Origin of the sequence: Streptomyces sp. NRRL WC-3742, assembly GCF_000720635.1 — a bacterium.
In the GTDB taxonomy this organism is placed as follows: domain Bacteria; phylum Actinomycetota; class Actinomycetes; order Streptomycetales; family Streptomycetaceae; genus Kitasatospora.
In genome coordinates this window covers 1-23,955 of the sequence record NZ_JOCF01000071.1, presented here as the reverse complement: position 1 = coordinate 23,955, position 23,955 = coordinate 1, and the positions used below count along the sequence as shown (strand labels likewise).

The 23,955-nt window shown below is 72.9% G+C and carries 23 protein-coding genes; 10 read left to right on the top strand and 13 right to left on the bottom strand.

The features are described 5' to 3' along the window. Positions 1-75: 75 nt before the first annotated feature. Both IH61_RS0131810 and IH61_RS0131805 read left to right on the top strand, forming a co-directional pair. A complete protein-coding gene (locus IH61_RS0131810) occupies positions 76-489 on the top strand; it encodes a VOC family protein (RefSeq protein WP_031076227.1) in 414 nt (137 codons plus the stop codon). A 104-nt stretch (positions 490-593) separates the two neighbouring features. After that, entirely contained in the window at positions 594-2,966 is a 2,373-nt protein-coding gene (locus IH61_RS0131805; RefSeq protein WP_031076225.1) for an ATP-binding cassette domain-containing protein, read from the top strand. A gap of 22 nt (positions 2,967-2,988) precedes the next feature. On the opposite strand, the gene IH61_RS0131800 is transcribed toward IH61_RS0131805, so the two are convergent. The 7 genes from IH61_RS0131800 to IH61_RS0131770 all read right to left on the bottom strand — a co-directional run bounded on the left by IH61_RS0131800 (position 2,989) and on the right by IH61_RS0131770 (position 9,539). Then, entirely contained in the window at positions 2,989-3,516 is a 528-nt protein-coding gene (locus tag IH61_RS0131800) for a GNAT family N-acetyltransferase (RefSeq protein ID WP_037973629.1), read from the bottom strand. Between the two features lie 73 nt (positions 3,517-3,589). Beyond that, complete coding sequence (locus tag IH61_RS0131795) at positions 3,590-5,422, bottom strand: endonuclease/exonuclease/phosphatase family protein (protein ID WP_031076220.1); 1,833 nt, start codon at positions 5,420-5,422, stop codon at positions 3,590-3,592. A 292-nt stretch (positions 5,423-5,714) separates the two neighbouring features. Beyond that, the gene (locus tag IH61_RS0131790) at positions 5,715-6,059 is read right to left on the bottom strand and encodes a hypothetical protein (RefSeq protein ID WP_031076218.1); all 345 of its coding nucleotides are present in this window, start codon (positions 6,057-6,059) and stop codon (positions 5,715-5,717) included. A 46-nt stretch (positions 6,060-6,105) separates the two neighbouring features. Then, positions 6,106-6,537 (bottom strand): hypothetical protein, encoded by a 432-nt coding sequence (locus tag IH61_RS0131785; protein WP_031076213.1) that lies wholly within the window; start codon positions 6,535-6,537, stop codon positions 6,106-6,108. Positions 6,538-6,824: 287 nt separating this feature from the next. After that, the gene (locus IH61_RS0131780; protein WP_031076211.1) at positions 6,825-7,757 is read right to left on the bottom strand and encodes a Gfo/Idh/MocA family protein; all 933 of its coding nucleotides are present in this window, start codon (positions 7,755-7,757) and stop codon (positions 6,825-6,827) included. A gap of 53 nt (positions 7,758-7,810) precedes the next feature. Further along, positions 7,811-8,353 carry a TetR/AcrR family transcriptional regulator gene (locus IH61_RS0131775; RefSeq protein ID WP_031076209.1) on the bottom strand — a complete coding sequence of 181 codons (543 nt, stop codon included), beginning with the start codon at positions 8,351-8,353 and terminating at the stop codon, positions 7,811-7,813. Between the two features lie 274 nt (positions 8,354-8,627). Next, positions 8,628-9,539: a LysR family transcriptional regulator gene (locus tag IH61_RS0131770; protein WP_031076207.1), complete on the bottom strand. Its 912-nt coding sequence runs from the start codon at positions 9,537-9,539 to the stop codon at positions 8,628-8,630. A gap of 216 nt (positions 9,540-9,755) precedes the next feature. On the opposite strand from IH61_RS0131770, the gene IH61_RS0131765 reads away from it, so the two are divergent. Next, positions 9,756-11,138 (top strand): PD40 domain-containing protein, encoded by a 1,383-nt coding sequence (locus IH61_RS0131765; RefSeq protein ID WP_051838426.1) that lies wholly within the window; start codon positions 9,756-9,758, stop codon positions 11,136-11,138. Between the two features lie 201 nt (positions 11,139-11,339). On the opposite strand, the gene IH61_RS0131760 is transcribed toward IH61_RS0131765, so the two are convergent. Together IH61_RS0131760 and tdh are read right to left on the bottom strand one after the other, a co-directional pair. Then, positions 11,340-12,542, bottom strand: a complete 1,203-nt coding sequence (locus IH61_RS0131760; RefSeq protein WP_031076203.1) for a glycine C-acetyltransferase — start codon at positions 12,540-12,542, stop codon at positions 11,340-11,342. 48 nt (positions 12,543-12,590) lie between these two features. Beyond that, entirely contained in the window at positions 12,591-13,619 is a 1,029-nt protein-coding gene (gene tdh / locus IH61_RS0131755) for an L-threonine 3-dehydrogenase (protein ID WP_031076201.1), read from the bottom strand. A gap of 512 nt (positions 13,620-14,131) precedes the next feature. On the opposite strand from tdh, the gene IH61_RS0131750 reads away from it, so the two are divergent. Continuing rightward, positions 14,132-15,559, top strand: a complete 1,428-nt coding sequence (locus IH61_RS0131750; protein ID WP_078911546.1) for a serine hydrolase domain-containing protein — start codon at positions 14,132-14,134, stop codon at positions 15,557-15,559. A gap of 78 nt (positions 15,560-15,637) precedes the next feature. On the opposite strand, the gene IH61_RS0131745 is transcribed toward IH61_RS0131750, so the two are convergent. Beyond that, positions 15,638-16,699 (bottom strand): ATP-dependent DNA ligase, encoded by a 1,062-nt coding sequence (locus tag IH61_RS0131745; RefSeq protein ID WP_031076196.1) that lies wholly within the window; start codon positions 16,697-16,699, stop codon positions 15,638-15,640. Between the two features lie 66 nt (positions 16,700-16,765). On the opposite strand from IH61_RS0131745, the gene ligD reads away from it, so the two are divergent. Together ligD and IH61_RS0131735 are read left to right on the top strand one after the other, a co-directional pair. Then, the gene (gene ligD, locus IH61_RS0131740) at positions 16,766-17,779 is read left to right on the top strand and encodes a non-homologous end-joining DNA ligase (protein WP_199823418.1); all 1,014 of its coding nucleotides are present in this window, start codon (positions 16,766-16,768) and stop codon (positions 17,777-17,779) included. Between the two features lie 54 nt (positions 17,780-17,833). Beyond that, a complete protein-coding gene (locus IH61_RS0131735) occupies positions 17,834-18,484 on the top strand; it encodes a GNAT family N-acetyltransferase (protein WP_031076191.1) in 651 nt (216 codons plus the stop codon). 68 nt (positions 18,485-18,552) lie between these two features. Here IH61_RS0131735 and IH61_RS0131730 read toward each other — a convergent pair whose 3' ends face one another. Continuing rightward, positions 18,553-19,644, bottom strand: a complete 1,092-nt coding sequence (locus IH61_RS0131730; RefSeq protein ID WP_031076189.1) for a hypothetical protein — start codon at positions 19,642-19,644, stop codon at positions 18,553-18,555. Positions 19,645-19,922: 278 nt separating this feature from the next. Here IH61_RS0131730 and IH61_RS0131725 point away from each other — a divergent pair, with 278 nt between their 5' ends. Then, positions 19,923-20,180 (top strand): hypothetical protein, encoded by a 258-nt coding sequence (locus tag IH61_RS0131725; protein ID WP_031076187.1) that lies wholly within the window; start codon positions 19,923-19,925, stop codon positions 20,178-20,180. Positions 20,181-20,185: 5 nt separating this feature from the next. Further along, complete coding sequence (locus IH61_RS0131720) at positions 20,186-20,554, top strand: hypothetical protein (RefSeq protein WP_031076185.1); 369 nt, start codon at positions 20,186-20,188, stop codon at positions 20,552-20,554. 37 nt (positions 20,555-20,591) lie between these two features. On the opposite strand, the gene thpR is transcribed toward IH61_RS0131720, so the two are convergent. Then, positions 20,592-21,194, bottom strand: a complete 603-nt coding sequence (gene thpR, locus IH61_RS0131715) for an RNA 2',3'-cyclic phosphodiesterase (protein WP_031076178.1) — start codon at positions 21,192-21,194, stop codon at positions 20,592-20,594. Between the two features lie 9 nt (positions 21,195-21,203). Then, entirely contained in the window at positions 21,204-22,397 is a 1,194-nt protein-coding gene (locus IH61_RS0131710) for an 8-amino-7-oxononanoate synthase (protein WP_051838425.1), read from the bottom strand. A gap of 135 nt (positions 22,398-22,532) precedes the next feature. Between IH61_RS0131710 and IH61_RS41835 the strand changes: the two genes are divergently transcribed. Continuing rightward, positions 22,533-23,261, top strand: coding sequence for a hypothetical protein (locus IH61_RS41835; RefSeq protein WP_037973628.1), 729 nt, complete (start codon positions 22,533-22,535; stop codon positions 23,259-23,261). Then, complete coding sequence (locus tag IH61_RS0131700) at positions 23,254-23,928, top strand: hypothetical protein (RefSeq protein WP_031076174.1); 675 nt, start codon at positions 23,254-23,256, stop codon at positions 23,926-23,928. Before IH61_RS41835 ends, IH61_RS0131700 begins: the two co-directional genes overlap by 8 nt. The last annotated feature ends 27 nt before the right edge of the window (positions 23,929-23,955 follow it).

Here is a 23,955-nt window from a genome sequence, read left to right as displayed (position 1 = left end):
CGAGGACCGACCCCGCACCCAACCGGTCAGTTTTCGAGAAGCGCGCCGGGCGGGTGCGCGCCTAGCGTTGCAGTCATGAACGAGATCACCATTCACTGGACCTTCCTCCCCCACACCGACCCCGAGGCGTCCCTCGGCTTCTACCGCGACCTGCTCGGCTTCGAGGTGCGCCAGGACGTCGGCGGCGGCCCGATGCGCTGGATCACCGTCGGCCCGGCCGGGCAGCCGGACGTCTCGGTGGTGCTGGAGCCCCCGGCGGCCGACCCGGGCGTCACGGAGGACGAGAAGCGGCTGATCACCGACATGATGGCCAAGGGCACGTACGCCCGGCTCGTGCTCGCCACCCCCGACCTGGACGGCGTCTTCGACCGGCTCAAGGCCGGCGGCGCCGAGATCGTCCAGGAGCCCACCCAGCAGCCGTACGGTGTGCGAGACTGCGCTTTCCGTGACCCGGCGGGGAACATGATCCGCTTCAACGAGGTCCGCTGAAAACACCCCCTGCCGGATGTCCCGGGCCCGCCCCTCCTCGCGCACCGGCCGAGGAGCGGCGGGGCCCCGCCCGTAGAGAACGAGACGGAGAGAGAGCCGCCGCCATGGCCAGGAAGACGGACGCGCCGCACACCGCCGACAGCCACGACCTCATCAGGGTGCACGGCGCCCGCGAGAACAACCTCAAGGACGTCGACGTCGACATCCCCAAGCGCCGCCTGACGGTCTTCACCGGCGTGTCCGGTTCCGGAAAGAGCTCGCTGGTCTTCGACACCATCGCCGCCGAGTCCCAGCGGCTCATCAACGAGACCTACAGCGCCTTCGTCCAGGGCTTCATGCCCACCCTCGCCCGTCCCGAGGTGGACGTCCTGGAGGGCCTCACCACCGCGATCATCGTCGACCAGCAGCGGATGGGCGCCGACCCGCGCTCCACCGTCGGCACCGCCACCGACGCCAACGCGATGCTGCGCATCCTGTTCAGCCGCCTGGGCACCCCGCACATCGGCTCCCCCAAAGCTTTCTCCTTCAACGTCCCCTCGATCAGCGGCGCCGGTGCCGTCACCGTCGAGCGCGCCGGAAAGACCGTCAAGGAGCGCCGCAGCTTCAGCATCACCGGCGGCATGTGCCCGCGCTGCGAGGGCCGCGGCAGCGTCTCCGACATCGACCTCACCCAGCTGTACGACGACACCAAGTCGATCTCCGAGGGCGCGTTCACCATCCCCGGCTGGAAGACCGACAGCTGGTGGACGGTCGGCGTCTACGCCAACTCCGGCTTCCTGGACCCGGACAAGCCGATCCGCAGGTTCACCAAGAAGGAGATGCAGGACTTCCTGTACCGGGAGCCGACCAATGTCAAGGTCAACGGCGTCAACCTCACCTACGAGGGCCTGATCCCCAAGCTCCAGAAGTCCATGCTCTCCAAGGACAAGGACGCCCTCCAGCCGCACATCCGCGCCTTCGTCGAGCGCGCCGTCACCTTCTCCGCCTGCCCCGACTGCGGCGGCACCCGGCTCAGCGAGGGGGCCCGCTCCTCCAAGATCGGCGGCATCAGCATCGCCGACGCCTGCGCCCTGCAGATCAGCGATCTCGCCGACTGGGTAGGGAAGTTGGACGAGCCGTCGGTGGCGCCGCTGCTCGCCTCCCTGCGCCACACCCTGGACTCCTTCGTCGAGATCGGCCTCGGCTACCTCTCCCTCGACCGCCCCTCCGGCACCCTCTCCGGCGGCGAGGCCCAGCGCGTCAAGATGATCCGCCACCTCGGCTCGGCCCTCACCGACACCACGTACGTCTTCGACGAACCGACCACGGGCCTGCACCCGCACGACATCAGCCGGATGAACGACCTGCTGCTGCGCCTGCGCGACAAGGGCAACACCGTGCTGGTGGTGGAGCACAAGCCGCAGACCATCGCGATCGCCGACCACGTCGTCGACCTCGGCCCGGGCGCAGGCACCGCGGGCGGGGCCGTCTGCTTCGAGGGCAGCGTGGACGGGCTGCGCACCAGCGGCACCGTCACCGGGCGCCACCTCGCGGACCGTACGGCGCTGCGCGCGAGCGTGCGCAAGCCGACCGGGAAGCTGGAGATCCGGGGCGCGAACTCCCACAACCTGCGGGACGTGGACGTGGACGTGCCGCTGGGCGTGCTGACGGTGGTCACCGGGGTGGCGGGCTCGGGCAAGAGCTCGCTGATCCACAGCTCGATCCCTGCCTCCGAGGGCGTGGTCTCCGTCGACCAGGGCGCCATCAAGGGCTCACGGCGCAGTAACCCGGCCACCTACACGGGCCTGCTGGAGCCCGTCCGCAAGGCGTTCGCCAAGGCGAACGGCGTCAAGCCCGCCCTGTTCAGCGCCAACTCCGAGGGCGCCTGCCCGACCTGCAACGGCGCGGGCGTGGTCTACACGGACCTGGCGATGATGGCCGGGGTGGCGACCACCTGCGAGGACTGCGAGGGGCGCCGCTACCAGGCGTCGGTGCTCGAGTACCACCTCGGCGGGCGGGACATCAGCGAGGTGCTGGCCATGCCGGTCGCGGAGGCGGAGGCGTTCTTCTCTGCTGGCGAAGCCCAACTCCCCGCCGCGCACCGCATCCTGGAGCGCCTGGCGGACGTGGGCCTCGGCTACCTCACCCTCGGGCAGCCGCTCACCACCCTCTCCGGCGGCGAGCGCCAGCGGCTCAAGCTGGCCACGCACATGGCGGACAAGGGCGGGGTGTACGTCCTGGACGAGCCGACCACCGGTCTGCACCTGGCGGACGTGGAGCAACTCCTGGGCCTGCTCGACCGGTTGGTGGACTCGGGCAAGTCGGTGATCGTGATCGAGCACCACCTGGCGGTGATGGCGCACGCCGACTGGATCATCGACCTGGGCCCGGGCGCGGGCCACGACGGCGGCCGGGTCGTCTTCGAGGGCACCCCGGCCGAACTGGTCGCCGCCCGCTCGACGTTGACCGGGGAGCACCTGGCCGACTACGTGGGCTGACCGCCCAGCGCGACGGTGCCTCTCAGCCCAGCGCGAGGACCATCCGCAGGGTGTTCGTGGCCGGGTCCAGCACGAACGGCTGTGCGTCACCGGTGAATTCGAAGCCGCGCCGCCGGTAGAAGGCGGCGGCGCGGTCGTTGTCCTCGTGCACCCGCAGCACCACGCGGTCCTTGCCCTCGGCGCGCGCCCAGTCCAGGACGGCGTCGAGCAGGGCGTCCGTCGCGCCGCGCCCGCGGCCGCGGTGCTCGGGGGCCACCCAGACGCCGATCAGCACGGCGGTCGCGGGCTCCTCGGGGTGCGGGAGGGTCAGCATCGTGCCGACCCACTCGCCGTCGTCGCCGCTGTCGCCGCCGACGTCCACCGCCACCAGGCCGACCCTGCCGGGCCCGTTCACGGCGGCGGCGCGGTCACGCCACTCGCTCTCGGGGTGGCCGAGCGCCGTCTCGTGGGTCTCGACGAAGGCCATCGGCGTGTCGAGGAGCTGGGCCAGCCGTACGGCCTTCAGCCGCTCCCAGTCCCCGGCGCCGATCCGCTCGATCCTGTACCCCATGTGCTGTGCCCCCGAAATGTGCCCGGACCACCGGTGACCACCGGCGGTCCGGGCAGCATATCCGCAGCTCAGGTCACGGCTTGAGGCGGACCACCTGCGGGTCGTGGTCGCTGGCCTGCTGGGCGAACTCGGCGTTGATGTGGACCACGTCGTACTTGGCGTAGCCCAGCTCGGGGCTGACCAGGATGTGGTCGAGCACCTGCGAGTTGCCCTGGTAGACGTACGAGTACTGCTCGGTCTCGGGCAGCTCGTTCACCAGGTCGCGCAGCGCACCGTCCTTGGTGAGGGCGGCCAGGGCGGGCGAGAACTGGTAGTCGTTGTAGTCACCGACGGCGACGACCTTCGCCTCCTTGTCGGCGGCCAGCAGCTTGGCCACGAACGCCTGCTCCACCGTGGCCTGCGTGATCCGCTGTACCTCGGAGCTGCGGACCGGGGCCTGGAAGCGGCTGTCGATGCCCTGGTCGCCGCCCTTGCTGTTGAAGTGGTTGGCGATCACGAAGAGCTTCTTGCCGCGGAAGGAGAACTGCCCGACCAGCGGCTTGCGGCTGTTGGTCCACGCCTCGTCGGCGGGCTCGATGCGGCCGGGCGAGGCGGTGAGCGCGGTGGAGGCGCCCGTGCCGGTGACGCCCACGGCGGTGGTGGCGGTGCCGCCGGGGATGTCGGTGAAGGAGACGCGCTGGGGGTTGAACAGGAACACCTGGCGGATGTTGCCGCCGGGCTCGCCGCCGTCCTTGCCGTCCTGCGGGTCGACCGAGCGCCAGTCGTACGCCGGGCCGCCCGCGGCCTTGACGGCCTCGACGAACTTCGCGACCGTCCTGCTCGCGCCGACCGTGCCGTCGTTCTTGCTGCCGTTGTCGTCCTGGATCTCCTCCAGGGCGACGATGTCGGGCGAGCGCAGGTTGGTGACCACGCCCTGGGCGAGCTCGGCGAACTTGGCGTCCGGGTTGGTGGCGGCCAGGTTCTGCACGTTGTACGTGGCGACGGTGAGCTCGCGCTCGCCGGCCTGGGCGGTGACCTCGCGCTGCAGGTGGTTGTCCTGCAGGGCGCCGACCGTGCCGGCGACGAGGGTGTAGCCGCCGAAGGCGTTGTAGTCCAGCGGGCCGGTGGTCGTGCCGGTCAGCACGTCGCCGACGTTGGCCACGGGGAACGGCTGCTGGGAGACGGGCGCCTGCTGCTGCACCATCAGGCGGCCGACGTTGGGCTCGCGGTAGGACTCGTACAGCACCCCGCCGCGCTTGCTGCGCTGGTCCTGGCGGTCGGCGGCCACCCACAGCTCGTTGTACTTGTCGGTCGCCTGTATGACCCGGGCGTCCTTGACCTGGACGAGCATGCCCTCCAGGGACTCGTAGAAGTCCAGGGCGTACTTCTCCGGGTTCAGCGCCACGGAGTCGATGCTGCCGTCCGCCGCCGCGGGCGGGGCGTAGGTGCCGGGGATGTTGCGGGTGTCCACGACGACCGGGGCGGGCAGCGGGTTGCCGCCGGAGACCACGGTGACGGCGGGGCCGGTGAGTTCGGTGACGGACTGCGAGCCGCCCGCGAAGCTCGGGTAGTACTCGGTGACCTTGCCGCTGACCAGCACCGAGTCGCCGACCTTCACGGTCGGGGCGGCGCCGGTGAAGACGAACACGCCCTCACTGGTGGCCGGGTCGGCGTCCGGGTTCGGGTCCTGCATCCAGAAACCCTTCGAACTCCCGTACCCCCGCACCCCGGTGACGATTCCGGGCACACCCACCACGGCCTTCCCCGCCTGCGGCGAGACCCGGGTGGCCCCCTGGAGGTCGTGGATGCGCAGCGGCCCGGCCTCCGTCGGCGCGGGCGTCGCGGCACCGCCCGCCGCATGGGCGGCCGACAGCGGCACGAGCACCAGCGAGACGGCCAGCGTGGCCGGAAGGACGGCGGCGCGCAGCAGCGCGGCTCTGCCGGAGCGGGAAGCGGGAGCGTTGGTCACCGGCGCAGGTCTCCTCGTCGTCGACGGGCCGCACACGTCCCCAGAAGTGCGCACTACCCGCGTAGAGAACGACGGAAGACAACTACCCTCCCCCGCCGAGCCCACAACTTACGCGCGTAGAAATCCCCTCGACAAGACCCCGTCGATGAACTCCCGCCCCCCGCCCCACGCCCTCCCGTTCGCCCAACTCCCAGGCTCCTCCCAGGTTTTCCCACCCTCTCTCCAGCCGCCTTCCAGGATTCCGGCCGGATCATGCGTCGATGCAGACCGCCGCCGAGGTGAGGAAGACGCCGATCTCGAAGCTGGCAACGAGGGCGGCCAGGAACAGGGCCAGTTCGCCGACGACCTCGGCTGCGCCGCCGACCGCGGCGACCAGGCCGCCGGACGATGCGACCAGCTCCGCGAGGCGCTTCCAGGCGGCTGCCTCGAGCTTCTTCGAGGCGAAATCGAGGGCGAACTTCACCTTTCCGTCGAGCTGGGAGTACCAGGCCGTGGCCGCCTTGACCGCCGCGAAGGCCAGGTCCTTGCTGCCGTTGAATGCCTGCAGGCCCTTGTTCCTGAGGAAGTCGCCGACATCGGTCTGCTTGCTGTCCATGCAACCGGTGAATGAGTCCCAATCGGACATCGTGCCGTTCCTTCCCTCACGCGTTGGACGGGTCGCCGGTGTTGCCGGTTGCTCCGGTGTCGCCGGTCTCGCCGCCCGGGTCCGACGGGTTGGAGGCGACGATCCCACCGCCGCCACCGCCCGAATCGTTCATGGCGACCTGGAAGCTGGCCTGCCCGTCGCTGAGCATCGCCGTGAGGCCCAGGCCGGCCTGGGCCGCGATCCCGAGCAGCGGGCCGCCGGGCAGGTCGAGTGACGCGCCGGAGTCGTCCGTCGCCGACGAGAGGTCCACGCCGGACTGGGCGATGATGTCGAGCGTCTGCTTGCTGCTGTCGTCGAGTGAGCCCAGGAAGTCGCTCAGTGCGGACAGTTGGTTCTGCACGTCGTCGCTGCTGCCCATCGCCGAGCCGTCGACCGACGTGCCGGTGCGTTGGGAGAGGTCCTGGGCGAAGGCTTGTTGGAAGTCCATCGAAAGCCTCTGAGGGATGTGAGGGTTCAGGCGTGCGCGGCGGTGCCCCGCGCGTACATCGACGTGCCCGTGCGGTACGCGAGATGAGCGGTGCCGTCGGAGCCGAAGGACAGGGACGGCCGGCCGCCGGGGGCGACCTAGGCGATGCAGGGCCTTTCCACGGAATCCGTGGCGGCTACTTCCAGGCTATCCGCACCCCGGGGGCCCGTCCTGCCGGTCGCCCCGGGGCCTCGGTCAGCGCGCCCCGGAGCGGCTCACAGCGGCTCAGTACGACTCGGAGCAGCGTGTCACAGCGCCTCGAGGCGGTCCACGATCAGCTCGCACAGTTCGTGGGTGCGCAGGGCGTCGTGGGCGTCGAGGGTCTTGCCGGAGCGGGTGGCGTCGAGGAAGGAGTGGACGCACTGTTCGATGCCGCGCTGGCGGGCGACGGGGACCCAGTCGCCGCGGCGGCGGACGGTGGGCTGGCCGCGGTGGTCGATGACCTCGGCGAGGTTGTGGACCTCGCGCTTGGAGTCGGCGCCGGAGACCTGGAGGATCTCCTCGGTGGAGCCGGAGAGGCGGTTCATGATGCCGAGGGCGGTGAAGCCGTCGCCGCCGAGGGTGAGGACCACGTGTTCCACGAGGCCCCCGCGCACCCGGGCGCGGACGTCGACGTGGCCGATCTCGCCGGGGGCGAGGAAGCGCAGGGTGTCGACGACGTGGATGAAGTCGTCGAAGACGAGGGTGCGGGCGGCCTCGGGGAGGCCCTCGCGGTTCTTCTGCAGGACGATCAGGTCGCGCGGGCGCTCCAGGGCCTGGGCGTAGCCGGGGGCGTGGCGCCGGTTGAAGCCGACCATGAGGGAGCGGCCCGTGCGGTCGGCGAGGTTGACCAGTTTCTGGGAGCCCTCGAGGGTGTAGGCGAGGGGCTTGTCGACGTACACGTCGACGCCGGCGCCGAGGAGTTGCTCGACGATCGGGACGTGCTGGTCGGTGGAGGCGTGGACGAAGGCCGCGCGGATGCCGCTGTCGATCAGCTCGGCCAGGTCGGTGAACCGCCGCTCGGGGCCGACCCGGTAGGTCTCGCCGAGGCGGGCGAGCTTGGCCGCGTCGCGGGTCATCAGGTGCAGGTCGATGCCCGGCGTGGCGCCGAGGACGGGCAGGTACGCCTTCTGCGCGATGTCCCCGAGCCCGATGACGCCGATCGGGAGCGGGGCGTCGTGGTCGGTGGTGGTGGGGCGCATGAGGTCTCCGTACGTCGCGCGGGCCGGGCCCGGCCCACCCTATGCGGAATGACTCAGGCTGCCAGGAGGGACTCCGCGATGCTGCGGGCGCGCCAGGCGGCCTCGGGGGTGCCCTCGCGCAGGGCGGTGACGATGGCGCCGTCCATGAGGAGCGCGAACTGCCGTGCCCTGATGTCGGGTTCGGGCACCTGGGCGTCGCGCATGAGCTGTTCGACGAGGTCGACGACGCGGACCTTGTGCAGGGCGGCCATCTGCCGGGCGGGGCTGGTGCGGTCGGCGATCTCGGTCATGGTGGTGATGGCGACGCAACCGCGGTAGTCGGGGGCGGCGAAGCGTTCGGCGAGGGCGTCGAAGACGTTGAGCGGGTGGCCGCCGTAGGCCGCGACCCGTTCGGTGAGCCAGGCCCGCCAGCGGGCGTCGCGGGCTTCGAGGACGGCCGTGACCAGGGCCTCCTTGGAGGCGAAGTGCCGGTAGAAGGAGGCCCGGCCCACACCGGACTCGGAGAGGATGCGCTCGACGCCCACCGCGTGAATCCCGTAGGCGTAGAAGAGGGACTCGGCCGTGGCCAGCAGGCGCGCCCGTGCGTTGACTGCCATGCGAACGATCCTACCGACCCTTGACGCCAAACGGCACCGATCGGTACCGTCCTCTCAGTCGGAACCGATCGGTACCGTTTCGCGGGGACGGAAACGCGGAGACAGAAACGCGGGAACAGGAACGCGGAGACGGAAACGCGGAGACGGACGATCGCCCCATGATCCAGCGGCTGCACGGCCGCCCTTGCCGGGACGCCCCGCCGAGCACCACGGCGGCGCCGCCCGGTTCGGGACGCCGAGCAGCCGCAGGCTTTTCCACGCGCCTTCGGCCGCTCTACGCGCCTTCGGCCGCCGCCTCCGCGAGGGCGTCGAGCACCGGCCGGATCAGCGGGTGGCCGTCGGCCCCCGCCCGGACGGCGGCGAAGACGCGGCGGGTGGCGAGGTCGCTGTCCAGGGGCCGCACGGCGACCCGGGAGAGGTCGACGCCGCGCAGCGCCGAGCCCGGGACGAGGGCCACGCCCGCGCCCGCCGAGGCGAGGGCGACGACGGCGCGGAAGTCGTCGGAGGAGTGCAGCAGCCGGGGCTGGAACCCGGCGTGCTCGCAGGCGAGCAGCACCACGTCGTGGCAGGGGTTGCCGGGGTAGGGGCCGATCCAGGGCTCGTCCGCGAGGGCGCCGACGGCCAGCGGGCCGGTGTCGGCGGCGAGGCGGTGGTCCAGCGGCAGGACGGCCTCGAAGGGCTCGGCGTACAGCGGGACCCTGGTGAGCCGGGAGTCGTCGGCGCGCGGCGCGCCCCGGTACTCGACGGCCACGGCGAGGTCGGCGCGCCCGTCCAGGACCATCGGCAGGCTGGCGTCCCCCTCGGCGTCCTGCACCTTGAGCCGCACCCCGGGCGCCCGCTCGGCGAGCAGGCCGATGGCGGGGGCGAGGACGTGCGAGATGCCGGTGGCGAAGGAGGCGACGGTGACCTCCCCGGCCACTCCCCCGCTGTACGCGGCGAGGTCGGCCTCGGCACGCTCCAGCTGGGCGAGCACGGCGTCGGCGTGGCCGAGCAGGATCTCGCCGGCGGCGGTCAGCCGCACGCCCCGGCCCTCGCGGGCGAGCAGGTGGTGCCCGGTCTCCTGCTCGAGGGCGGCCAGCTGCTGGGAGACCGCGGAGGGGGTCAGGTAGAGCGCGGCCGCCGCGGCGGTCACCGTGCGGTGGTCCGCCACGGCCCGCAGGGTCCGCAGCCGTCGTGCGTCGATCACAGCTCAATTCTGCCAGCGCGGCGGGGCTGTCCCGGCGGAGCGCCCGGGTCCGTCCACGCCGGCGACGTATTTCCGGACGAGATCCTTCGGCTTCGGTGGCGGGTTCGTTGACGTCCGGGCACGGGCGGCGCTTGGCTCGTGCCCGGTCCGGGTCCCGGGGGCAGCCCTGGACCCGGCGGCTCCGTGAGCCGTCAGTCGTTCGTCAGGGGAGGAAGAATGATCACCGCACGCAGCATGAGCACCGCGCGCCGCCGGCTCGCCCGTACGGCCTGCGTCCTGGTCGCGGTCGTCGTGGCGGGCGCCGCGTCGCCCGCCGCCCAGGCCCGTCCGCCGAAGGGGCAGACGGCTCGGGTGAGCGAGGGCTTCAAGGGTGAGCAGCTGGACGGCGCCTCGACGGCGCTCGGGCTGAGCGCGGACGGCCGCTCGGCGCTGTTCTCCTCGGCGGCCACGAACCTGCTGCCCTCCGAGGGCACGCCGAACGCCGTGGAGGTGTACGTCCGGGACCTGCGCAACGGCCACATCGAGAGGGTCAGCGTCGCCGACGACGGCTCGAAGCTGGACGCCGCCACCTCGGACGCCTCGATCAGCGCCGACGGCCGGTACGTGGCGTTCAGCACCACCGCCACCGACGTGGTGCCCGGCCAGGCCAAGCACGCGAGCGACGTCTTCGTCCGCGACCGCTGGACGGGCCGCACCGAGCTGATCACCGCGGGCACCCTCGCCACCACCGACGACGAGAGCATCCGCAGCGCCGACAACCCCACCCTGAGCGCGGACGGCCGCTACGTCGCCTACGCCTCCAACCGCACCGACCTGGCCACGGGCATCCACCGCGGCAAGATCAACATCTATGTGACCGACCGCTGGACCCGCACCACCCGCCTGGTGACCGCCTCCACGGACGGCACGGGCGCCGACAACCACTCCTACCGTCCGACGATCAGCGCGGACGGCCGCACGGTCGGCTTCGTCTCCCGCGCCTCCAACCTCGCCCCGCAGGCGCCCGGCGCCACGACAGAAGCCGAGCTGGCGGGCCCGCGCTTCTACCCGTACTACGTCTGGTCCGCCGCCGACGGCCGCATCGTCGAGGCCAGCGTGGACGAGACCGGCGCCCAGCGCGGCGTCGGCCTGACGGACGCCCGGATCAGCCCCGACGGCCGCTTCGCGCTGTACGGCCTGCCGACCTACGGCGTCGGCCCCCGGCCCGGCTCGCACGGCATCCGCATGGACGTCTACGCCCACGAGCTGGCCACCGGCAGGGTCACCGTGGTCAACACCTCCCTGCCCGGCACCACCACGACCGAGGGCTCCTACGACCCGGTGATGACCGCCGACGGCCGCTGGATCTACTTCGACACCACCGCCGAGAACATCGTCCCCGGCGACACCAACCAGGCGAGCGACGTGTTCCGCCGCGAGGTGGCGACCGGCCGGATCGAGCGGGTCAGCCTGACCCCGGACGGCGGCCAGGCCACCGCCGGCTCCGACCAGCCGTACGTCGACGCCACCGGCGGCACGGTGCTGTTCGACGCCGTCGGCGGCACCCTGGTTCCGGGGGAGGACAACACCCTCACCAACGTGTTCCGCCGCGTTCTCTGACCCGTCGGGTCTCCGCCGAAACCGCGAACGGGGGTGGGACGACGGGCGGGCCGTCGTCCCACCCCCGAAGCGGGAGGGTGGGGCAGTTGGTCTTGGGGGGCCGTGCGGCGCGGGTTTCGATGCGCCGCGCCGCACGGCGGTCGTGAGCCCGTGGGGGCGGTCCGGTTCCGAGCGGACCGCGCCCACGGGCGGCTCAGGGGGTTACGCCTCGGGCGTCTCGAGGGCGTCGCGGGCGTCGATGAAGGCCGCGACGGCGCGCTCGACGTCCTCGGTGGAGTGGGCCGCCGACAGCTGCACCCGGATGCGGGCCTGGCCGTGCGGCACCACCGGGTAGGAGAAGCCGATCACGTACACGCCGCGCTCCAGCAGCAGTTCGGCGAGCTTCCCGGCCTTGGCCGCGTCGCCGATCATCACCGGGGCGATCGGGTGGTCGCCGGGCAGGATCTCGAACCCGGCCTCGGTCATCTTCGTGCGGAACAGCGCCGTGTTGGCCGCCAGCTTCTCGCGCAGCTCGTTGGAGTTCTCGACCAGGTCGAGCACCTTCAGCGAGGCGGCCGCGATGACCGGGGCGAGGGAGTTGGAGAACAGGTACGGGCGGGAGCGCTGGCGCAGCAGGGCGACGATCTCGCGGCGGGCCGCGACGTAGCCGCCGGAGGCGCCGCCGAGCGCCTTGCCGAGGGTGCCGGTGATGATGTCGACCCGGTCCATGACGCCGTGCAGCTCGGGGGTGCCGCGGCCGCCCGCGCCGACGAAGCCGACGGCGTGGGAGTCGTCGACCATGACCATCGCGTCGTAGCGGTCGGCCAGGTCGCAGATCTCCCGCAGCGGGGCGACGTAGCCGTCCATGGAGAACACGCCGTCGGTGACGATCAGGCGGCGGCGGGCGTCCTGGGTGTCCTGGAGCTGCTTCTCCAGGTCGGCCATGTCGCGGTTGGCGTAGCGGTGGCGGCGGGCCTTGCTGAGGCGGATGCCGTCGATGATGCTCGCGTGGTTGAGGGCGTCGGAGATCACGGCGTCCTCGGCGCCGAGCAGGGTCTCGAAGACGCCGCCGTTGGCGTCGAAGCACGAGGAGTAGAGGATGGTGTCCTCCTGGCCGAGGAAGGCCGAGAGGCGCTCCTCCAGCTCCTTGTGCACGTCCTGGGTGCCGCAGATGAAGCGGACGGAGGCCATGCCGTAGCCCCAGCGGTCGAGGGCGTCCTTGGCGGCGTCCAGCACCTCCTGGTTGTCGGCGAGGCCCAGGTAGTTGTTGGCGCAGAAGTTGAGCACCTCGCCGGGCTTCCCGCCGCCGGTGACGGTGACGGCGGCGCTCTGCGGGCTGCCGATCACCCGCTCGGGCTTGAACAGGCCGGCCTCGCGGATCTCGTCGAGGGTGGCGGCGACGTCGGCGCGGACGTTGTCGAACACGGATGACTCCTAAAAGCGGATCGGCGGGTGGCTCAGGCGGACCAGGACTCAGGCGGTCCAGTCGAGGATGATCTTGCCGCAGTTGCCGCCGGCGGCGTCGGCGAAGGCGTCCTCGAAGTCGTCCGCGGCGTAGCGGCCGGTGATCACCGGGCTGAGGTCCAGGCCGCCCTCCAGGAGGACGGACATCGCGTACCAGGTCTCGAACATCTCGCGGCCGTAGATGCCCTTGATGGTGATCATCGAGGTGACGATGCGCGCCCAGTCGACCGGGAAGTCGTCGGCGGGCAGGCCCAGCATGGCGATCTTCCCGCCGTGGGTCATGTTGGCGATCATCGACTGCATCGCCTCGGGGCGGCCGGACATCTCCAGGCCGACGTCGAAGCCCTCGCGCAGGCCCAGCTTCTGCTGGCCCTCCTCGATGGTGTGCTCGGAGACGTCCAGCGCCAGCGTCACGCCGACCCGGCGGGCCAGGTCGAGGCGGTACGGGGAGACGTCGGTGATCATCACGCTGCGGGCGCCGGCGTGCTTGGCGACGGCGGCGGCCATGATGCCGATCGGGCCGGCGCCGGTGACCAGCACGTCCTCGCCGACCAGCGGGAAGGACAGCGCGGTGTGCACCGCGTTGCCGAAGGGGTCGAAGATCGCGGCCACGTCCAGGTCGACGGGCACCCGGTGCACCCAGACGTTGGAGGCGGGCAAGGCCACGTACTCGGCGAAGGCACCGTCGCGGTTGACGCCCAGGCCGATGGTGTTGCGGCACAGGTGGCGGCGGCCGGCCAGGCAGTTGCGGCACTTGCCGCAGACCAGGTGGCCCTCGCCGGAGACCAGGTCGCCGATCGCGATGTCCGCGACGGCGGCGCCGATCTCGGCGACCTCGCCGACGAACTCGTGGCCGATGGTCATGGGCGTCCTGATGGTCTGCTGCGCCCAGCCGTCCCACTTGCGGATGTGCAGGTCGGTGCCGCAGATGCCCGTCCGCAGCACCTTGATCAGCACCTCGCCGGGGCCGATCTCGGGCTTGGGGACGTCGATCATCCAGAGACCGGGCTCGGCCTTCTGCTTGACGAGTGCCTTCACGGGCCACGGCTCCTGACGTGCGGATCTGGTACGGCTTCGAGCAGAAATCTGCCTGGTGGGAGGGGGTGCGGTCCATCGAGGAATTCTTAAGGACGGTCACAGCTGAGCTGAACGATCGTGCCCGAGCCCGCCCCGCGGGCGTCCGCGGCGTGCCGGTGCTCACCCGTCCGGCGGAGCGCGCCGCGTCCGTCGCGACACCAACCACCGGCCGGTCGCAGGTACTTGACAGGGGCGTGTTCCCCGGCCGCGCGGGCGCGCTCCCGACCGAGAGGCTCCCCGACCGAGAGGCTCTCCGGCCGGGAGGGCTTGCTCCCCGGCCGCAGGGGCGCTCGCTTCGGCCGCCACCCGGATCGGGCCACTCGACTGACGGCGGGCCCGTTCGGATCATCGGACGGTCGACCCGCGCGCGGCCGGGCGGAGGCGGTGCTTACGGTGGCGACGCTCCCCCGCGGCCCCGTGGAGCCGTCCTTCGCGCTCCGGGGCCCTCCGCCGCAGAGAGGCGCTCCCGACCCATGACCCACCAGACCCGACGGCCCCGCCCGGCCGCCCACCGCTCCGTACGCGCGGCCTCCGCGGCCCTCGCGCTGACGGGCCTGCTCACCACCGCGGCCTGCTCCGGCTCGTCCAAGCCCGCCGAGCCCGCCGCGGGCGCCGTCGTCACCGCCGCACCGGCCGCGCTCAGCCCGTCCCCCTCGACCGCGGCCTCCTCCGGCGGCGCGGTCGTGCCGTTCACGCCGGACGTGACCTCCAGGCTGGACACCGCGATCAAGCAGACGATGAGCCAGGTCGGCGTCCCCGGCGTGATCGTCGGCCTCACCACGCCGGACGGCAGCTACCAGCGGGCCTTCGGCGTCGCCGACAAGACCTCCGGGACGCCCATGTCGCCCGATCTCTACATGCGGGTCGGCAGCGTCACCAAGACCATGACGGCCACGGCCGTCCTCCAGTTGGTCGACCAGGGCAAGGTGGGCCTGGACGACCCGATCTCCAAGTACGTCCAGGGCGTGCCCGGCGGCGACAAGATCTCCGTCCGCGACCTCGGCGACATGCGCAGCGGGCTGTACAGCTACAGCTTCGACCCGGACTTCCAGCACGCGCTGTTCTCCGACCCCAAGCGCCCCTTCACCCCGGACGAGCTGCTCGCCTACGCGTTCAAGCACCCGGCGAACTTCCCGCCGGGCACCCAGTACGAGTACTCCAACACCAACGCCGTCCTGCTGGGCGTGCTCGTCGAGAAGCTCACCGGGAAGTCGCTCACCGACGTCCTCGGGCAGCAGGTCTTCGGCCCGGTCGGGATGACCAAGACCAACCTGCCGACCGACGCGGCCTTCCCGACCCCGCACGCCCACGGCTACACCAACCAGACCCTCAACGGCGACGTCCAGGACTCCACCGACTGGAACCCCTCCTGGGGCTGGGCGGCCGGCGCGGCGATCTCCACCCTCTCCGACCTGCAGACCTGGGCCAAGGTGCTGGCCACCGGGGACCCGCTGATCAAGCCCGCCACCCAGGCGGAGCGGCTGAAGTACCGGGGCGTCGGCACGCCGGACCTCGGCTACGGCTTCGGGATCTTCACCACGCACGGCTGGGTCGGCCACAACGGCTCGCTGCCCGGGTACCAGAGCGTGGTGATGTACCTGCCGGAGGCGAAGGCCACCATGGTCGTGCTGCTCAACACCGACATCTCGCACGAGGGTTCGGAGCCATCGACGTTCCTGGCGCGGGCGATCACGCAGATCTTCTCGCCGAACAACGTCTACACGCTGCCCACCCCGCCCGCCTCGGGGTCGGCCTCGCCGTCGGCCTCCGCCGCCTCCCCCTCGGCCTCGCCCTCCACGGCCTCGCCGTCGGCGATCGAGCCCCGTCCGTCGCTGGGAACGCTGACGCCCGCGCCCTCGGGCTCGGCCAAGCTCTCCGACGAGGAGGAGTCCGACTCCTGAGGGCACCTGAGGACACCGCACAGCAGCCCGAACCGATAGGTCGGTTCGGGCTGCTGGCGTTGCTTCAGGGGCCTTGCCTCAGATGCCGAGCACCCGCCGCAGGTCGTACGAGACCGGCTCCTCCAGCTGCGCGTAGGTGCAGCTCTCCGGGGTGCGGTCCGGCCGCCAGCGGCGGAACTGCGCGGTGTGCCGGAAGCGGGTGCCCTCCATGTGGTCGTACGCGACCTCGATCACCCGCTCGGGGCGCAGCGCGATCCAGGAGAGGTCCTTGCCGCCCGTCCAGCGGCTGACGGCGCCGGGCAGCCGGCCCTCGGCGTGCGCGGACTCCTCCGCCCAGGCGCCCCAGGGGTGCGCGGCGAGGTCGTCCGTCCTCAACGGGGCGAGTTCCTCGGCGAGTTCGGCGCGGCGGGCCATGGAGAAGGCGGCGCAGACGCCGACGTGCTGGAGCCGCTGCTCCTCGTCGAAGATGCCCAGCAGCAGGGAGCCGACCACCGGGCCGCTCTTGTGCTCCCGGTAGCCGGCGACCACGCAGTCGGCGGTGCGCTCGTGCTTGATCTTGTACATGGTCCGCTCCCCCGGCCGGTACGGCCGGTCCAGCGGCTTGGCGACGATGCCGTCCAGTCCGGCGCCCTCGTACTCGGCGAACCAGGTCTGCGCCACGTCCCGGTCGGTGGAGGCGGGGGCGGTGAACACCGGGTCGCGGGCGCCCTCCAGCGCCTCCTCCAGGGTGGTCCGGCGCAGGGACAGCGGCTCGTCCAGGTAGGACGCGTCGCCGAGGGCGAGCAGGTCGAAGGCGACGAAGGAGGCGGGGGTCTGCTCGGCCAGCAGCCTCACCCGGCTGGCGGCCGGGTGGATGCGCTCCAGCAGTTCCTCGAAGCGCAGCCGCCCGTCCCGGGCGATCACCACCTCGCCGTCCAGCACGCAGCGCTCGGGCAGCTCGCGCCGGAACGCCTCGACCAGTTCGGGGAAGTACCTGGTCAGCGGCTTGCCGGTGCGGCTGCCGAGCTCGATCTCGTCGCCGTCGCGGAAGACGATGCTGCGGAAGCCGTCCCACTTGGCCTCGTACTGCATCTCCGGCGGGATCTTGGCCACCGACTTGGCGAGCATCGGCGCCACCGGTGGCATCACGGGCAGGTCCATGCCCCCGATCCTCGCCCGCATCGCCTCGGGGCGCGCGGTGGGCGCGGCGCGCTTAGCGTGAGACGCATGGGCGCTGCCGTGGAACTGGAAGTCGCCGGGCGGAGCGTCCGGCTGTCGAACCCGGACAAGGTGTACTACCCCGAGCGCGGCTTCACCAAGATGGACGTCGCCCAGTACTACCTGGCGGTCGCGGACGGGGTGCTGCGCGGGCTGCGGGAGCGGCCCACCACGCTGCAGCGCTTCCCGGACGGCGTGGAGGGCGAGTTCTTCTACCAGAAGCGCGCGCCCAAGGGCCTGCCGGAGTGGCTGCCCACCGCCCGCATCGCCTTCCCCAGCGGGCGCTTCGCCGACGAGATCTGCCCCACCGAGCCCGCCGCCGTCCTGTGGGCCGCCAACCTCGGCTGCCTCACCTTCCACCCGTGGCCGGTGCGCCGCGCCGACACCGACCACGTGGACGAGCTGCGCATCGACCTCGACCCGCAGCCCGGCACCGACTTCCACGACGCGGCCCGCGTGGCCCACGAACTGCGGGCGCTGCTCGGCGAGTTCGGGCTGCGCGGCTGGCCGAAGTCCTCCGGCGGGCGCGGCGTGCACGTGTACGTACCGCTGGTGCCCGAGTGGACGTTCATCGACGGGCGGCACGCGGTGATCGCCCTCGGGCGGGCGCTGGAGCAGCGGATGCCGGGTGCGGTGACCACCGCGTGGTGGAAGGAGGAGCGCGGGGAGCGGATCTTCGTCGACTACAACCAGATGGCCCGCGACCGCACCATCGCCTCCGCCTACTCCCTGCGCGCCCGGCCCCGCGCCACCGCCTCCACCCCGCTGCGCTGGGAGGAGCTGGACGACGCCTCGCCCGAGGACTTCGACCTGCGGACGGTACCGGAGCGGTTCGCCGAACTCGGCGACCTCAACGCGGAGATGGACGACCACGCCTTCCGGCTGGAGGGGCTGCTGGAGCTGTACGAGAAGCAGGTCCGCGACGAGGGCTTCGGCGAACTCCCGTACCCGCCCGACCACCCCAAGGCGGCGGGCGAGCCCACCCGGGTACAGCCGAGCCGGGCGCGGCGTTCGAACGGTTAGGCTGCGCTCGCTGTCGATCGATCGTCTGCGAAATCGTCAAAGGGGTGGGCCGAGATGGGCGTGCGGGGGCTGGCGGAGATCCTGGCGGACGCGGCGGGCGGGGTCTTCCCGCCGCCGGACGGGTCGGTGACGGTGGTGGCGCAGCCCTCGCCGCGCGACCTCGGGGTGCTGGCGTTCGCGGCGCACGCGGTGGTGTTCGTCGACGAGGACCCGGCCTGGGTGGAGGAGACGCTGGCCGCCGTCCCCGGTGACCCGCTGGCCGCGCCGCTGTGTCCGCCGTTCCTGACCGCGCTGGCCGCGCGCACGGGCCTCGTCGTCGGCGCCATCGACCTGCTCACCTGTGCCGACCGACTGCCGGGCGAGCCGCCGCTGCCGCTCACCGAGGTCCTCGACCGGGAGCACCCCCGGGTGGTGCGGGCCCTCGACTACCGCGAGGACGTACGGGTGTTCACGGCGGACGGCGGCCTCCTCGTCCTCGGCCGGGGCCTCGCCGGCCGCTGGGAGGCCGCCATCGAGGTCGACCCCCACACCCGTGGCCGGGGCCTGGGCCGCGCCCTGGCCACCGCGGCCCGGCACCTCCTGCCGGAGGGCGCCGTCCTCTGGGCGCAGCAGGCCCCGGGCAACGCCCCCAGCGTCCGCGCCTTCCAGGCGGCCGGCTACCGGCCGGTGGGGGCGGAGGTGCTCCTCTCCTCCGACGGCGCCTGAGCCCGCCGGTGACTACGGATGTAGTGGCACTACTGCAGTAGTGCCACTACATCCGTAGTGCCACTCCGTCAGTGGGCGACGATCTGGAGGTTGGCGGTCAGGCCGACGGTGCCGCCCACGTAGAAGGTGTGGCCGTCGGGGCCCAGCGCCAGGCCCGTCAGGCTCTCCTCGTCGAGGTCGCGGGCGCCGTCGACGGCCACGGGCGCGCCGGTGGCGGTGTCCAGGGCGAGCACGGAGGCGCTGCTCGTGCCGTAGTTGGTGTCGGCGACGTAGAGCCGGGTGCCGTCCGCGCTGACCTGCGGGTTCTCCAGCGTGTCGCCGCTGCCGGCGGCGTGGAAGGTGCGGGTCACGGTGTCGGTGGCCGGGTCGATGACGGTGCTGTTGCCGGTGCCGAGCTCGGCGAGGCCGAACAGGCGCTTGCCGTCGGGGGTGAACGCCAGGTTGTAGTCCAGGTTCGAGGCGGTGCCCTGGACGGTGCCGGCCACGACGGGCGCGGTGGCCGCCTGGGCCACGTGGACCACGCCCTGGCTGCTGCCCACGTACACGTCGCCGGTGCCCGGCCGGGCCGCGGGGGCGCCCACGTAGGGGGCCGGGATCTGCACGGAGGTGGTGAACGCCTGCTGCGCGGTGGCGAAGGCCAGGATCCGGCTCTGCCCGTTCTGCCGGTAGGCCGTCGGGCCGCTCTGGGACACGTACAGGGTGGCCCCGTCCGGGCCGAACGCCAGACCGGAGGTCGAACCCGCGGCCCAGCCCGCCGGACGCGGCTGGTCGGGCAGGGTGAGGGTGGCCCGCAGCGTCAGCGTGGCGGTGTCCACCACACTCAGCCGCTGCCCGTCCAGCACGTACAGCCGCGACCCGTCCGCGCTGAGCGCCGGGTGCGTACCCCACTGCAGGGTGCCCAGCACCAGCCGCCCGGTGACGGCACCGCTCTGGGTGTCCACCGCCTTCACGGTGGAGGTGTTGTCGGCCTCGGTCACCACGACGTACGCCGTGGCGCCGTCAGGACTGACCACCGGAGCGGCGTTGCGCGCCCCGACGGCGATCGTCGCCTCGGCCCCGGACAGCGGCGCGGCGGCCGCAGCGGCGCCGCTGAAGGCGAGCAGGGCCGTGGCGGCCGCGGCAACCACGGCGGCGGTACGGCGGTGGGTCGTACGGGACATCGGTTTCCCCCTCATCGAGCGCGCGGCGGCGCGGAGCGTCGTCCCCGAACGATCAACCGGGCATCAACTCCCCCACGCGCACCACGCGTTACAGTGCCGGGGGCAGGCTAGCCGATACAGGCGAAGATCCGATCGACATACGAGCGATCAATCGATGACCGCCCGCCGAACCGAAACCGATGCCGCAGGGGCGCGAGCCCGGGCGCGAGCGCCCCCGGCGCCTTGGCGGGTACGGGTGCGTACCCATACGCTGGCACCGACCGAAGGGAGCGCCCCCCATGGCCGACGCCAACATCCGGATTCCCGCCGAAGCCCGCGACAGACTCGCCGAGATCGCCGCCGCCGAGCACCTCTCCCTGCGCGCGTACCTCGCCCAGCTGGCGGAGACCCTGCTCACCCCGGCCGAGCGCGCGGAACGCGCCGAACAGGCCCGCGCCGCCCTCAAGGCGTGGAACGGCTACGACCCCGACCCCGCGCACACGCAGCTGCTGGACGCCGAACTCGACCGGCGCCTCGCCCAGACGGAGATCCGGTGACCGAACTGCACGTCGTCCTCGACGACACCGCCATGGTCGCGGCCGGCCGCGGCAACCTCCTGGCCTCCCGCCTCATCCACCGCGCCCACGCCGAGCCCGGCTGGTACCTCTACGCACCCGCCTGCGCCCTGGTCGAGGCGGACCGCGCCCGCCCCGGCACAGCCGAACACCTCGCCGCGCTGCCCGGCGTCACCGTCCTCGAGCTCGACCTCCCGGCCGCCCTGGTCGTGGCCACCGACACCACCTGGTCCCAGGCCCACACCCGCCACGCCGCCGCTCCCACTCCGGAGCGCCCCGCCGGCGCCGTCGTCGCCACCGCCGAACCCAAGCGCTGGACCGGCGAGCCCGTCCGCATCATCGACCTCACCCCCTGACCGGCGGGCGACCTGGCCTTGGCCATGGCCGGTGGCGTTACTGCCCTTCGGGCGGGCCCAGCAACCAGGAGTCGAGGTCGCGGTAGTGGATCGGGCCCGGGCCGCGGCCGATGTTGCTGCCGCACAGGTGGAGGCGTTCGGCGCGCCAGGGGCGGCCGTGGAAGCCTTCGAGGCCGGCGGCGGCCTCGGGGACGCTGACGGGGTCGTCGCGGCGGGCGCGGGCCAGGGTGAGGTGGGGGCGCAGCGGGCGGGTGAGGAAGTCGATGCCGCAGGAGCGGACCAGGGCGCGGACGTCGGTGGCGAGGCGGTGGAGTCCTTCGAGGTCGCCGTCGATGTCCGCCCAGAGGAGCCGGTCGTCGAAGTGGCCGCCGCCGCGCAGGCCGAGGTGCAGGGCGGGCTGCTCGGGGGCGAGGGCCGCCAGGGCCGTGCGCAGCGGCGGTACGGCGGTGGTGGGGAGCTCGCCGAGGAAGGCGAGGGTGATGTGCCAGTCCTCGATGCGGTTCCAGCGCAGCCGCGGGTAGCCGTCGTAGGCCGGTCGGAGGGCCCGGGCCAGCTCGTCCTTGGCCTCGTCGGGCGGGGCCAGGGCCACGAAGACGCGCCGGGTCGAGGGTTCGGGCTGATCATCCAGCAGGTCGTTCACCAGGGATTTCTAGCACCCGCCCCGGGCGCCGTCCGGGGCCAGGTCGGCGATGGTGCGGACGGCGTCGGCGATCTGGGTGCCCGTGAGGTCGCCGCGGGCGGTCAGGCGCAGCCGGGAGATGCCGTCCGGAACGGACGGGGGGCGGAAGCAGCCGACGGCCAGGCCCGCGCGGCGGCAGTCGGCGGCCCAGGTGACGGCGGCCTCGGGGCCGGGGGCGCGGACGGAGACCACGGCCGCGTCCGGGTCGCAGGCGTGCAGGCCCGCGGCGGTGAGGCGGGCGGCGAGGGTGCGGGCGACCTCGCGGGCGCGGTCGGCGCGGTGGGGTTCGGCGCGCAGCAGGCGCAGGGCGGCGAGGGCGGCGCCGGCGGCGGCGGGGGCGAGCCCGGTGTCGAAGATGAAGGTGCGCGCGGTCTCGGTGAGGTGGCGGATCACCCGGCGCGGGCCGAGGACGGCCCCGCCCTGGGAGCCGAGCGACTTGGAGAGGGTGACGGTGGCGACGGTGTCCGGCTCCCCGGCCAGCCCGGCCGCCGCGAGGGCGCCCGTGCCGCCGGGGCCGAGGACGCCCAGCCCGTGGGCGTCGTCCACGAGCAGGGCGGCGCCGTGCGCGCGGGCGGCGGCGGACAGCTCGCGCAGCGGGGCCGCGTCGCCGTCCACGGAGAAGACGGAGTCGCTGACGACCAGGGCCCGCCGCTGCGCCCGTCCGGCGAGGACCTCGCGGACGGCGTCCGGGTCGCTGTGCGGGGCGCGGTGGACGTCGGCGCGGGAGAGGCGGCAGCCGTCGATGAGGGAGGCGTGGTTGTAGGCGTCGGAGACGATCAGCGTGTCCGGGTCGGTGAGCGCGGTGAGCGCCGCCAGGTTGGCGGTGTACCCGGAGGAGAAGACGAGCGCGGCCTCCACCCCGCAGAACTCGGCGAGTTCCTCCTCGAGTTCGGTGTGCAGCGCCGTCGTCCCGGTGACCAGCCGGGAGCCGGTCGCGCCCCCGCCCCAGCACAGCGCGGCCTCGGCGGCGGCCTGGGTGACCGCCGGGTGCCTGGTCAGCCCCAGGTAGTCGTTCCCGGCGAGGTCGAGCAGCCCGTCCTCGGCCTCGCGGCTGCGCAGGGTGCGGGTCAGCCCGGCCTCGGCCCGCAGCGCGGCGGTCTCGTCGAGCCAGTCGAAGACCTGGGCGGGGGCGGTGGGGGTCTCGTACGCCAGGGGGTGCACCATGTCGGGCACTCTGGCACGGGCCGCGAGAGCGGGGCAATGTGCGGCTCCGCACACCGTCGGCGGGACGCTCCTGTCACAGGACGGCATCGCCTTCGCTAGGCTGCACACGGACTTTCACCCGGGGGGACGGATCACGTGACGGAACGTACGACGGACGAGGCGGAGTCGATCCCGAGGCTGCCCTCGTGGTGGCGCCGGCCGCGGACCTGGGTGTCGGCCGCCCTCGCCCTGGCCCTCGCCGGCGGCTTCGCACTCTGGTCATGGGCGCCGTGGCAGACCCTGGAGCTCCCGCAGAGCGCCTGCTGGTCCGCCCTCTCCCGGGAGGACCTGAAGCCGCTCGCCGCGAAGCACGGCAAGGCGACGGCGACCGGGGCGCCCCGCATCCAGACTCCGACCTCCCCGGAGGAGCCGGTGGTCCGGGGCACCCTCTGCGTCGTCCAGTGGGAGCCGGCCGGGGGCGGCGACCGCCGCGACCTCCTCTCGGTGGAGGTCGCGCCCGCCTGGAACGGGGTGAGGAAGAGCAGCCCCACCGATCCTCTCGTCCCGCTGGACTTCGGCCCGGGCGCGGAGGGCCTGCTCTCGGAGTTCACCGGCCCCCGGATCGAGCTGTACATCCGCTGCGACTTCGCCGTACGGAAGGTCCCCGGCGCCGACCCGAACGCCCAACCCGCGCGCTACGTCGAGGTCAGCGTCCGCGGCGACGCGATCGAGGGCGCCTCCAAGGCCCGGGCCCGCCAGGCGTACGCCGACGTCGCCCTGAAGGTCGGCCGGGTCGCCGCCGCCGAGTACGAGTGCACCAACCAGGTGCAGCTGCCCGCGGCCGCCCCCACCGTCCCGGCCGCGAAGGAGACGGCCGGTGGCTGAGCGTCCGCGCCGACCCCGCGCCCTGGCCATAGCCCTCGGCGCGGCCCTGCTCGCCGGTGCCGGAGGCGGCCTCTGGTACTGGAACCTACCGCCGACCGGCATCGAGGCGCCGCAGAGCGCCTGTTGGGGCGCCCTGACCGGGGACGACCTCCGGGCGATGACCGACGAGGGCTACCGCTCGACCGAGTCGCAGAACGGTTCGCCGTCCGACCCGAAGAACACGGGGGCCTTCTGCACCGTCTCCGAGCGGGACCTGGACGGCGACACCAGGGACCGGGCGCGCGGGCTGCTCGGGATCAGCGCCCTGCGGCAGGACGAGAACGGCCAGAAGGCGAAGACGAAGGCGGAGTCCGGCGGCTGGGCCCCGATCCGCCCCGCTTCCCTGGACTTCGGCCCGGCCGCCCAGGGCTGGTACTTCGACAACGGCACCGTGCAGCTGATGCTGCGCTGCGACGAGCCGCCGCCCGCCAACCCCTCGTCGTTCCCGCCGCAGCCGTACATCGAGGTCACGGTCAGCGGCAGCCAATGGACCGACCGCACCCCGCTCACCCGGCTGCACCAGATCCGCGCCGACGCCGCCTTCCGCGTCGCCCAGGCGCTGGTGCGCGACCAGGGGTGCACCAACCACCCCCAGCTCGCCGAGCGGCCCCCCACCGTGCCCTCCTGAGCGGCCCCACCCACCCCCACGCAGCCC

What these genes read in the sequence shown, in the direction of transcription:
- IH61_RS0131780 (WP_031076211.1), bottom strand. Translation starts at nt 7,757, where the DNA reads ATGCGCCCCACCACCACCGACCACGACGCCCCGCTCCCGATCGGCGTC.
- IH61_RS0131810 (WP_031076227.1), top strand. Translation starts at nt 76, where the DNA reads ATGAACGAGATCACCATTCACTGGACCTTCCTCCCCCACACCGACCCC.
- IH61_RS0131765 (WP_051838426.1), top strand. Translation starts at nt 9,756, where the DNA reads ATGATCACCGCACGCAGCATGAGCACCGCGCGCCGCCGGCTCGCCCGT.
- ligD (WP_199823418.1), top strand. Translation starts at nt 16,766, where the DNA reads ATGGGCGCTGCCGTGGAACTGGAAGTCGCCGGGCGGAGCGTCCGGCTG.
- IH61_RS0131745 (WP_031076196.1), bottom strand. Translation starts at nt 16,699, where the DNA reads ATGGACCTGCCCGTGATGCCACCGGTGGCGCCGATGCTCGCCAAGTCG.
- IH61_RS0131805 (WP_031076225.1), top strand. Translation starts at nt 594, where the DNA reads ATGGCCAGGAAGACGGACGCGCCGCACACCGCCGACAGCCACGACCTC.
- IH61_RS0131785 (WP_031076213.1), bottom strand. Translation starts at nt 6,537, where the DNA reads ATGGACTTCCAACAAGCCTTCGCCCAGGACCTCTCCCAACGCACCGGC.
- IH61_RS0131790 (WP_031076218.1), bottom strand. Translation starts at nt 6,059, where the DNA reads ATGGACAGCAAGCAGACCGATGTCGGCGACTTCCTCAGGAACAAGGGC.
- IH61_RS0131725 (WP_031076187.1), top strand. Translation starts at nt 19,923, where the DNA reads ATGGCCGACGCCAACATCCGGATTCCCGCCGAAGCCCGCGACAGACTC.
- IH61_RS0131710 (WP_051838425.1), bottom strand. Translation starts at nt 22,397, where the DNA reads ATGGTGCACCCCCTGGCGTACGAGACCCCCACCGCCCCCGCCCAGGTC.
- IH61_RS0131750 (WP_078911546.1), top strand. Translation starts at nt 14,132, where the DNA reads ATGACCCACCAGACCCGACGGCCCCGCCCGGCCGCCCACCGCTCCGTA.
- IH61_RS0131730 (WP_031076189.1), bottom strand. Translation starts at nt 19,644, where the DNA reads ATGTCCCGTACGACCCACCGCCGTACCGCCGCCGTGGTTGCCGCGGCC.
- IH61_RS0131800 (WP_037973629.1), bottom strand. Translation starts at nt 3,516, where the DNA reads ATGGGGTACAGGATCGAGCGGATCGGCGCCGGGGACTGGGAGCGGCTG.
- IH61_RS0131735 (WP_031076191.1), top strand. Translation starts at nt 17,834, where the DNA reads ATGGGCGTGCGGGGGCTGGCGGAGATCCTGGCGGACGCGGCGGGCGGG.
- IH61_RS0131775 (WP_031076209.1), bottom strand. Translation starts at nt 8,353, where the DNA reads ATGGCAGTCAACGCACGGGCGCGCCTGCTGGCCACGGCCGAGTCCCTC.